General features: G+C 69.0%; 10 protein-coding genes. 3 read left to right on the top strand and 7 right to left on the bottom strand.

Features of this window, described 5'->3' with window-relative positions:
• Positions 1-81: 81 nt before the first annotated feature.
• The 3 genes from JMF90_RS11380 to JMF90_RS11390 all read right to left on the bottom strand — a co-directional run bounded on the left by JMF90_RS11380 (position 82) and on the right by JMF90_RS11390 (position 2,438).
• A complete protein-coding gene (locus tag JMF90_RS11380; protein ID WP_023478171.1) occupies positions 82-750 on the bottom strand; it encodes a MotA/TolQ/ExbB proton channel family protein in 669 nt (222 codons plus the stop codon).
• An 18-nt stretch (positions 751-768) separates the two neighbouring features.
• A complete protein-coding gene (gene dapB / locus JMF90_RS11385) occupies positions 769-1,566 on the bottom strand; it encodes a 4-hydroxy-tetrahydrodipicolinate reductase (protein ID WP_053524343.1) in 798 nt (265 codons plus the stop codon).
• A gap of 65 nt (positions 1,567-1,631) precedes the next feature.
• Positions 1,632-2,438 carry an outer membrane protein assembly factor BamE gene (locus JMF90_RS11390; protein WP_011544567.1) on the bottom strand — a complete coding sequence of 269 codons (807 nt, stop codon included), beginning with the start codon at positions 2,436-2,438 and terminating at the stop codon, positions 1,632-1,634.
• A gap of 141 nt (positions 2,439-2,579) precedes the next feature.
• Here JMF90_RS11390 and fur point away from each other — a divergent pair, with 141 nt between their 5' ends.
• Positions 2,580-3,008 carry a ferric iron uptake transcriptional regulator gene (gene fur, locus JMF90_RS11395; RefSeq protein ID WP_006400349.1) on the top strand — a complete coding sequence of 143 codons (429 nt, stop codon included), beginning with the start codon at positions 2,580-2,582 and terminating at the stop codon, positions 3,006-3,008.
• A gap of 93 nt (positions 3,009-3,101) precedes the next feature.
• On the opposite strand, the gene JMF90_RS11400 is transcribed toward fur, so the two are convergent.
• The 3 genes from JMF90_RS11400 to JMF90_RS11410 all read right to left on the bottom strand — a co-directional run bounded on the left by JMF90_RS11400 (position 3,102) and on the right by JMF90_RS11410 (position 6,080).
• The gene (locus JMF90_RS11400; protein ID WP_011544566.1) at positions 3,102-3,635 is read right to left on the bottom strand and encodes an ureidoglycolate lyase; all 534 of its coding nucleotides are present in this window, start codon (positions 3,633-3,635) and stop codon (positions 3,102-3,104) included.
• 14 nt (positions 3,636-3,649) lie between these two features.
• Positions 3,650-4,657 carry an allantoicase gene (gene alc / locus JMF90_RS11405; RefSeq protein WP_125380850.1) on the bottom strand — a complete coding sequence of 336 codons (1,008 nt, stop codon included), beginning with the start codon at positions 4,655-4,657 and terminating at the stop codon, positions 3,650-3,652.
• A gap of 103 nt (positions 4,658-4,760) precedes the next feature.
• Entirely contained in the window at positions 4,761-6,080 is a 1,320-nt protein-coding gene (locus JMF90_RS11410) for a C4-dicarboxylate transporter DctA (protein WP_077179149.1), read from the bottom strand.
• A 210-nt stretch (positions 6,081-6,290) separates the two neighbouring features.
• Between JMF90_RS11410 and JMF90_RS11415 the strand changes: the two genes are divergently transcribed.
• Positions 6,291-7,013, top strand: a complete 723-nt coding sequence (locus JMF90_RS11415; protein ID WP_027812438.1) for a FadR/GntR family transcriptional regulator — start codon at positions 6,291-6,293, stop codon at positions 7,011-7,013.
• Positions 7,014-7,043: 30 nt separating this feature from the next.
• Here the strand turns inward: JMF90_RS11415 and cynR are convergent, their stop codons facing one another.
• Positions 7,044-7,934 (bottom strand): transcriptional regulator CynR, encoded by an 891-nt coding sequence (gene cynR / locus JMF90_RS11420; protein WP_011544562.1) that lies wholly within the window; start codon positions 7,932-7,934, stop codon positions 7,044-7,046.
• A gap of 312 nt (positions 7,935-8,246) precedes the next feature.
• On the opposite strand from cynR, the gene JMF90_RS11425 reads away from it, so the two are divergent.
• Positions 8,247-9,388 (top strand): MFS transporter (locus tag JMF90_RS11425; protein WP_201325113.1); only part of this gene is annotated, 1,142 nt, incomplete at its 3' end.

Genomic DNA, 9,388 nt, shown 5'->3' on the forward strand with positions numbered 1-9,388 from the left:
GTTGATCTCCGCCATCGGCGCGGACGTCTTGTGGTGCTCGAGCCCGCCGAATGCCATGATCGTTCCTCCGGAGCCGGCGCGTCAGGCGCCCTGCGCGCACACGAAGACGTGCAGATCGCGTGCGAAGCCGTCGAGTTCCTCGGCGAGCTGCCGGACGAGCCGGCCGAGGATGTTGTACGCGAGCACCGCGGGAATCGCGACGACCAGCCCGAACGCGGTCATGATCAGCGCCTCGCCGACCGGCCCCGCGACGTTCTCGATCTGCGCCTGCCCGCTCGCGGCGATGCTGCCGAGTGCGTGATAGATGCCCCATACGGTGCCGAGCAGCCCGACGAACGGCGCGGTGCTGCCGATCGACGCAAGCAGCACCTGGCCGAATTCGAGGCGCCGCTGCGAGCGCAGCATCGCGTGACGCAACGCGCGCAGCACGCGTTCGCTACGCTCGACGCGCGCGGCCAGCGCGGTGGGGTCGTGATCGTCGGCCGCATCGCGCGCGGCTTCGGCGAGCGGCACGAACACGCGCTCGCGATCGGCGCCGGCCAGCGCGGCGATGCCCGCGTCGAGCGACGGCGCGCGCCAGAACGCGGCGAGCGCGCGCGGCCCCTGCCGCTTCGCGCGGACCAGCAGCCAGGCTTTCATGAAGAGGAAGCACCAACTGGCGACGGACATCGCCAGCAGCACATAGGAGACGGCGTGCGTGATCGCATCGCCGCTTTCGAGGTAGTGGACAACGCCGGTGGGAATCGCCATCGGAGTTTCCTCGCGGGGTCAGCGCAGGCCGAGCACGTCCTGCATGTCGAACAGGCCGGCGCCGCGCGCCGACAGGAAGCGGACCGCCCGCAACGCGCCCTGCGCGTACGACACGCGGCTCGACGACTTGTGCGTGATCTCGATGCGCTCGCCGATCCCGGCGAACAGCACGGTGTGGTCGCCGACGATGTCGCCGCCGCGCACCGCGGCAAAGCCGATCGACGACGGGTCGCGCTCGCCCGTCACGCCGTGGCGGCCGTACACCGCGCAGTCGTCGAGCGAGCGGCCGAGCGCGCCGGCGACGGCTTCGCCCATCATCAGCGCGGTGCCCGACGGCGCATCGACCTTGTGGCGGTGATGCGCTTCGATGATCTCGATGTCGTAGCCGTGCGAGAAATGCTGCGCCGCGAATTCGAGCAGCTTCAGCGTGACGTTCACGCCGACGCTCATGTTCGCCGCGAACACGATGCCGATCCTGGCCGCCGCGGCCTGCAGGTCGGCCTTCTGCTCGGCGGTGAAGCCGGTCGTGCCGATCACGAGCTTCACGTCGTGGCGCAGCGCGGCCTCGATATGGGCCATCGTGCCTTCCGGACGCGTGAAATCGATCAGGTACTCGGCTTGCGCGAACACGGCGTCGAGGTCGTCGGTCAGCTTGATCCCGGTGTCCTTGCCGAGGAACGCGCCGGCGTCCTGCCCGAGGAACGGCGAACCGGCGCGGTCGAGCGCGCCGACGAGCTGCGCGTCGGCATCGTTGAGAACGGCTTCGATCAGCATCCGGCCCATTCGGCCCGATGCGCCGGCAATCGCAATCTTCATGGCTTTCTACACGACAAGTCTAAAGGCGGGCGGCGCATGCCGCCCCGTTTCCGCACGCCGGCCGCTTACTGCGCCGGTGCGGTGAGCGGCTGGTTCTGCAGGTTGTCCGAGCCTTGCGGGCCGACCGGCGGCGACGCTTCGTTCGACACGTTCGGCTGCGGCGGACGATGGAACTGGAACTGCGGCTGGATCGCCGGCGCGGCGCCCGGCGGCTGCCCGCCCGGCACCGGCGCGCCGCCCGAGGCCTGCGCGGCCGGCGTGAACCGGCGCGAACCCGAACCCTGCCCCGACACCTGGTTGGTCGCGCGGTTCGCCGCGCGCGCCGCCTGGGCGTTCGCATCCTGGTCGACCACCGCGCCGGACGCCGGCACCGTGGCCGGGCTCGCGGCAGCGGCAGCCTGCGCGGCGCTTGCGGCGCTCGCGGCCGCAGCGGCTTCGGAAGCCTTCTTCGCCGCGGCAGCGGCCTTCGCCTTCTTGCCGCCGCGATCGCCGTCGATGTCGGCCAGCAGGTCGAGTTCGGACGGCAGGTTGTCGGCGCCGGTCCAGCTCGCGACGCGATCGCCGGAGAAGTTGACCACGAGGTCACGCTGCTGGACGATCGACGTCGAGCCGCGCTTGAAGTAGAAGAGGTAATCCCAGCGATCCGCGTGGAACATGTCCGCCAGCAGCGGCGTGCCGAGCAGCGCGCGGACCTGCTCGCGCGTCATGCCGGCCTGCAACTGTGCGGCTTTCTCCTGCGACACGAAGTTGCCCTGCACGACGGTGATCCGATACGGCGTGATGCTCTGCGCAATGCGCTGCGTCACGCTGTCGTACGACGAACAACCCGCCAGCGCGACAACGGCGGCGGCAGCGATGATGGCACTCCGCATGCGACTCCTCTGAAAGTGCGAAAGCGATTCTGGGATCATTTCCTTCACCGTGCTGGCCCGCGTGCAGGCCGCGCGTATATCTGGAACGGCGAAAAGCCGGTAACATTGAAGCCCTGCATTGTACTCTAGGGATGCCTAGCCATGACCAATCCGACGGATCTCAAGAATATCGGGCTAAAGGCCACCCTACCGCGCCTCAAGATTCTCGAGATCTTCCAGCAGAGCCCCGTGCGCCACCTGACGGCCGAAGACGTCTACCGCAACCTGCTCAACGAGCAGCTCGACATCGGGCTCGCCACCGTCTACCGCGTGCTGACGCAGTTCGAGCAGGCCGGCCTGCTGTCGCGCAGCAACTTCGAATCCGGCAAGGCGGTGTTCGAGCTGAACGAAGGTTCGCACCACGACCACCTCGTGTGCCTCGATTGCGGCCGCGTCGAGGAATTCTTCGACGCCGAGATCGAGAGCCGCCAGCAGGCGATCGCGAAGGAGCGCGGCTTCCGGCTCCAGGAGCATTCGCTCGCGATGTACGGTTCGTGCACGACCGAGAACTGCCCGCACCGCAAGCACTGAAGCGCGCCACCCGTACACGCGGCACGGCCCGGCCGGCATCTCGCCGCCCGGGCCGTCTGCTTTTTCGGCGCGCCTGCCGCGCGCCCGGCATGCTTACGAAAGCCCTTCGGCGCCCGCGCAGGCCGGCTCGAAATCGAGCGCCCACGCGCGTTCCAGCGGGATCTCGTCGCAGTTCGGCTGCGGGCCGCCGCGATCGACGATCACGAAATCGCTGACCGCGTCGAGCGCGAGCAGCGGATGGTGCCAGACGCCCTTCGCATAATTGACGCCCTGCCAGCCCTCGGCCAGGAACGCGCGCATCGCGTCGGGCCGGAATTCGCCGGCCGGCGCGACGACGATCGCGTAGCGCGACACGGCGGCCAGCGGAATGAACGCCTGGCTGCCGTGCGGATGACGCTCCATCAGCGTGACCGCGACCGGCAACGCGCGCGGCTGCGCGCGAAACACGCTGACGAGCGGCCGGCCGCCGTCCGCGCAGACGTCGATCGTCGCGAGATCGTGAAAGCGCTCGGTCGTGCCGCCGTTGATCGGGAAATGCCGCGCGCCTTCGAGCGCGATCACGTCGCCGAACGGCGCGAACGCTTCGCGGGTCAGGCGCTCGACGCGCAGGATCGGAGTTCCGCTCATGCCGCTGCCCTCCTTCAAGCCGGCTCGCCCCACAGACGCAGGCGCGACACGCCGCCGTCCGGGAAGATGTTGAAGCGCACGTGCGTGACGGGGCCGAGCGCCGCGAGCGCGTCGAACGTGTGGACGTGGTCCATCTGCAGCTTCTGCTCGCCGAGCAGTTCGGCCCAGAACATCGCCTGCGTGACGAGCGAATCGTCGGTGCCGCCCGTGACGTGCGCGGCCTGCAGCGAGCAGCGGTCGGGGAAATTACCCTTGAAGAACGCCGTGTCGACCTCGACGCGCCGGATGATGCCCGGCCGCGCGAGCGCGACGATCGCCCAGTCGTTGCCGGGCTCGCGGCGCCGCCGCGTTTCCCAGCCGTCGCCCATGTTCACGCCGCGCCCCGGCATCAGCATCTGCGACGCCGGGCCGAAGTGCTGGTTGTTCGCGGCCACCAGATAACCGCCGTTCTCGATCGCCGCGAGATCGACGAGCTCGCCGGCCGGCACGTGGCGCCAGTCGCGCTGCGGCTGGCCGTACACGCGCAGCCGCGCGAGCCCGCCGTCCGGGTACAGGTTCACGCGCAGGTGCGTGACCGGCCGCGCGTCGTCGACGCTCACGTAGTGATGCGAATTGCCCTGCAGCGTCGTCGCGGGAACGATCGTGCGCCATTCCGCGTCGTCCGGCGGCGTGTCGCCGTCCACCGCGCAGGCCTCGATCGACGCGGCCGGCGGGAAGTTGCCGGTGAAGTGGCTCGTATCGAGATCGACGCCGACAATCACGCCCGGCCGCGCCAGACGCACCATGCAGAAGTCGTGGCCGGTCGTACGCTTGCGGCGCGTTTCCCAGCCGTCCATCCACTTGCCGTGGTCGTCGTACTTGCCGGGAATGAACACGGCCGGCTCGGGATTGAGCATGCGCTCCTTCGGCGCGAAGAATTCGTCGCTCGCGAAGAGCGCCTGCGCGCCCAGGCGCGGATCGGCGAGGTTCATGTAGCGCCGCGTGAAAGCCGGCGCGTTCGGATCGAGGATGGGGGCTGCCATATCGTCTCCATTATTTTGAAAAGGCCGGCGCGTCATCGCGCCAGGCGCAGGAAATTCGATCGCGCGAGGCGGCCGGGGAAGCCGCGCCGCGCGCGTGTCGGGTTCAGAGCGCGTGGGCCTGATCGCCCGCGACCGGGGCGGCGCCGCCCGGCGCGTCGGCCACGTAGCGCAACTCGCGGTTCAGCACGCGTTTCGCGCGGGCACGGTCGATGTCGTTCTCCCACACCGCGACCACCACCGTCGCGACGCAGTTGCCGATCAGGTTGGTCAGCGCGCGGGCGATGCCGACGAACCAGTCGACCGGCAGGATCAGCACGAGGCCGAGCACAGGAATCGCGGGGATCGCCGACAGCGTCGCCGCGAGAATCACGATCGCCGAGCCGGGAATCCCGTGCGCGCCCTTCGACGTGACGAGCGACACGAGCAGCACGACGATCAGGTCGTGCGTGGACAGCGGCGTGTTGGTGGCCTGCGCGATGAACAGCACGGCGAGCGTCAGGTAGATCGAGAAGCCGTCGAGGTTGAACGAATAGCCGGTCGGGATCACGAGGCCGACCGTCGAATCCTTGATCCCCATGTATTCGAGCTTGCTCATCACCTGCGGCAGCACCGCGTCCGACGACGCCGTGCCGAGCACGATCGACAGTTCCTCGCGCAGGTAGCGGATCAGCTTGAACACCGAGAAGCCCGCGAGCCGCATCACCGCGCCGAGCACGACCGTGACGAACACGAAGCAGCTCAGGTAGAACACCGCGACCAGGTAGCCGAGCTGCTTGAGCGACGCGACGCCGTACTTGCCGGTCGTGAACGCGATCGCGCCGAGCACGCCGAGCGGCGCGAGCTTGATGATGAAGCCGATGATCTTGAAGAACACGTGCGACAGCTCCTCGATCAGGCTGTTCACGCGCTGCGCCTTGTCGCCGAGCAGCGACAGCGCGGAGCCGAACAGCACCGCGAACACGAGGATCTGCAGGATGTCGCCCTTCGCGAACGCGTCGATCGCGGTCTCGGGAATGATCTTCATCAGGTAGCCGGCCGTGTCCTTCAGGCTTTCGGCGTTCTTCGCGTACGTCGACAGCGACGCCGCGTCGAGCGAGCGCAGGTCGATGTTCATCCCGACGCCCGGGCGCGTGACCCACGCGAGCACGAGCCCGATGCCGAGCGCGAGCGTCGTCATCACCTCGAAGTAGACGACGGCCTTCAGGCCGACCCGGCCGACCTTCTTCAGATCGCCCGCATTGGCCATCCCGCTGACCACGACGCAGAACACGATCGGGCCGATCACCATCTTGATGAGCTTCAGGAAACCGTCGCCGAGCGGTCGTAGCGACTCGGCGACGTGCGGGAAGAACGCGCCGAGCGCGACCCCCAGTATCAATGCGACGACTACCCGGCCAAACAGCGAATTGAGGAATTTCGACACGGCGCTCTCCCGATCCAACGGTTGCAGTTTCGTCTGTTCATACTGGTAAGACCAGTGATGTTATGGTGGATAGTAGGAAGCCGATATAGTGGCGTCAAGGACGGACAAAATAGGGATTTCCCGCCCCTGCGCGCCGTTTGCGCGCCCCGCAAAGGGGCGGATCGTGGCTTTCCCGTAGGGTGGTCATGCACCGCCCGCGTGCGGATTACAATGCCGGTCAGACCGGCCATCGCTCACATCATGAAAAATGTTCCGCATACCGTGACCGACGCCGCCATCGCGACGATCCGCGACCGGATCGAGGCAGGCGTCTATCCGGTCGGCAGCCTGCTGCCGGCCCAGCGCCAGCTCTCCGAGGAGCTGGAGATCAGCCGCGCGTCGCTGCGCGAGGCGCTGTCGACGCTCGAGGCGCTCGGGATGCTGCGCATCCGCGCGGGCAAGGGCGTGTACGTCGAAAGCGCGCAGGCGTCGGCCGCGCATCCGTGGCAATTCGCCGAGCAGTCGTCGCCGCCCGATACGTACCAGATGCGCTATGCGCTCGAAGGCTTCGCCGCGCGGATGGCCGCGCACGTCGTCAGCGACGAAGACATCGCGTGGTTCGAGGACAATCTCGCCGACCTGCACGTCGCGCTGACCGAAAGCGCGCTCGACGAGGCATCGCGGCTCGACTTCGACTTCCACATGCGGATCATCCATCTGGCCGGCAACGCGGCGATCGAATCGATCCTGCGCAGCAGCGCGGACATCATGAAGGAAAGCCAGCGCATGCCGTTCTACCGGCGCGAGCTGCTGCTGTCGACGTGGCACGAGCACCGCGCGATCGTCGACGCGCTGATCGCGCGCGATGCGGCCGCCGCCGGCACCGCGATCGAAACGCACATCGCGAACGCGGCGCAGCGCGCGGGCGTCTTCTTCCCGACGCCCGGCGCGTAATCCTCCCGCGCCGCCGCCCGGCCGGTCCGGTCACCGTTCCGACGGATCGCGATACGCGAGCACACGCTCGATGAATGCGCGCGCCGCGACACTGCGGTACGCGCCCTTGCGCGTGAGCAGCGCGGCCGTGCGCGTCGGCAACGGCGGATCGATCTCCAGCGCGCACAGGTCGCCGCTCTCGCGCGCGACCGCGTCGGGCAGCACCGTCGCGAGCCGGCCGCGCCGCACGAGTTCCAGCACCGAAGTGACCGTATTCGTCTCGATCGCGACCAACGGCCGCGCGCCGTGCTCGACGAAATACCGGTCGATGCGCTCGCGCGTCGCGAACGCGCGGCTCAGCAGCACCAGCGGCTCGCCGCCGAGCTCGGCCGGCGTGAGCGCACGGCGCCGGCGCGCGAGACGGTGCGTGCGGCCCGTCACCAGCGCGAGCGGCTCGTCCCACAGCGGCAGCGCTTCGATGTCCGGCGCACGCGGCGGCATGAACGCGAAGCCGGCGTCGAGCCGGTCGTCGGCGAGCAACGCCTCGATGCGCTCCTGCGGCATCGCGTCGATCGTCAGCGCGACGTTCGGATGGTCGGCATGGAATGCGTCGATCAGCGAGCCGCTCAGGTAGGCCGCGAAAGTCGGCATCATCGCGAGCCGCAACGAGCCGCTGCCAAGCTCGGCGACGTCGTGCAGCGCGCGCTGCCCGATATCGAGCGCGTGCAGGGCGGCGCGCGCGTGGCGTGCATAGACCTCGCCGAATTCGGTGAGCTGCACCGTGCGGCCCGAGCGGTCGAACAACTGCACACCGAGCGTGTCCTCGAGCTGACGGATCTGCTGCGACAGCGTCGGCTGCGACACGTGCAGCGCGTCGGCCGCGCGCGTGAAGCTGCGCTGCTCGGCGACGGCAAGGAAATAGCGGATGTGGCGGAGAAGCATCGCGGCCAACGTATTGGTTTTGCCAATGGAGACCATAACGATCCAGTCTTGGACGCTATGAGTCGATGCCCGCATCATACGCACATCCGCTTCCGTGCGACGCCATTGCCGGCGCACCGGAGCGGCACGCCCGGGCCTGCCCTGCCTTCGCCCGCCGCACGACGATCCGCCGCCCGCCCGATCCGGGTCCGGCCGCGATCCGCCCGGCGCGCATCGGCTCACCGCCGATCCGTCGACGCCGGCCCCGATTTCCGTCACCCCGCGCAGCCGACGGCCCCGTGCCGCCGGTCGGCGCCGCCGTTTTTCGCGACCATGGAACCGCATCACGACAACCACCCTCCCCTCACCCGCGGCATGACGCTGCTGTTCGCGTGCGCATGCGGCATCGTCATCGGCAACATCTACTACGCGCAGCCGCTGCTCGCCGCGATCGCGCACAGCTTCGGGCGGGCGCCGACCGAACTCGGTTATCTCGTCACGCTGACGCAGCTCGGCTATGCGGCCAGCCTGCTGCTGATCGTCCCGCTCGGCGATGCGGTCAACCGCCATACGCTGATCGTGCGGCTGCTGATGCTCAACGTCGTCGCGCTGGTCGCCGTGACGTTCAGCACGAACTTCACGATGTTCGTCGTCGCGAACGTCGCGGTCGGCTTCGTCACCTGTTCGACGCAGCTGCTCGTGCCGTTCGCGGCGTCGCTCGCCGACGCGCGCTCGCGCGGCCGCGCGGTCGGCACCGTGATGAGCGGCCTCCTGCTCGGCATCCTGCTCGCGCGTGTCGCGGCCGGCGCGATCGCCGACGGGTTCGGCTGGCGCGCGGTGTACGGCATCGCCGCGGCGATGGTGCTCGCGCTGACCGTCGTGCTCGCCGTGAAGCTGCCGAAGGATCGCCGCGACGCGCGCGTCGACTATCCGGCGCTGATGACGTCGCTCGTCGCGCTGGTGCGCGCGCAGCCGCTGATCGCGCTGCGCTCGACCTACGGCGCGCTCGTGTTCGCGTGCTTCAGCCTGTTGTGGACCGGCCTCACGTTCCTGCTGAGCCAGCCGCCGTACAGCTACTCCGAAGGACAGATCGGCCTGTTCGGCATCGTCGGCGCGGTGGGCGCGCTCGCGGCGACGTCGGCCGGCCGGCTCGTCGATCGCGGCCACGGCAATGCGGCCACCGGCCTGTTCGCGGCGGCCGTGCTCTGCTCGTTCGCGCTGTTCGCGACCGGCGCGCATTCGCTCGCGGCGCTGATCGCCGGCATCCTGCTGCTCGACGTCGGCGTGCAGGGCATGCACATCTCGAACCAGAGCGTGATCTATGCGCTCGCCGGCCAGGCGCGCAGCCGCGTGACGACGATCTACCTGACGAGCTACTTCATCGGCGGCGCGCTCGGCTCGTTCGCGGCGAGCGTCGCGTACGGCCTCGACGGCTGGCGCGGCGTGTGTATCGCGGGTGCGGCGCTATCGGGCGT

Origin of the sequence: Burkholderia sp. E168m23, from assembly GCF_016586125.1 — a bacterium.
GTDB classification, from domain to species: Bacteria; Pseudomonadota; Gammaproteobacteria; order Burkholderiales; family Burkholderiaceae; genus Burkholderia; species Burkholderia orbicola.

What these genes read in the sequence shown, in the direction of transcription:
- alc (WP_125380850.1), bottom strand. Translation starts at nt 4,657, where the DNA reads ATGGCAGCCCCCATCCTCGATCCGAACGCGCCGGCTTTCACGCGGCGC.
- JMF90_RS11415 (WP_027812438.1), top strand. Translation starts at nt 6,291, where the DNA reads ATGCCGGTCAGACCGGCCATCGCTCACATCATGAAAAATGTTCCGCAT.
- JMF90_RS11380 (WP_023478171.1), bottom strand. Translation starts at nt 750, where the DNA reads ATGGCGATTCCCACCGGCGTTGTCCACTACCTCGAAAGCGGCGATGCG.
- dapB (WP_053524343.1), bottom strand. Translation starts at nt 1,566, where the DNA reads ATGAAGATTGCGATTGCCGGCGCATCGGGCCGAATGGGCCGGATGCTG.
- JMF90_RS11400 (WP_011544566.1), bottom strand. Translation starts at nt 3,635, where the DNA reads ATGAGCGGAACTCCGATCCTGCGCGTCGAGCGCCTGACCCGCGAAGCG.
- cynR (WP_011544562.1), bottom strand. Translation starts at nt 7,934, where the DNA reads ATGCTTCTCCGCCACATCCGCTATTTCCTTGCCGTCGCCGAGCAGCGC.
- JMF90_RS11390 (WP_011544567.1), bottom strand. Translation starts at nt 2,438, where the DNA reads ATGCGGAGTGCCATCATCGCTGCCGCCGCCGTTGTCGCGCTGGCGGGT.
- fur (WP_006400349.1), top strand. Translation starts at nt 2,580, where the DNA reads ATGACCAATCCGACGGATCTCAAGAATATCGGGCTAAAGGCCACCCTA.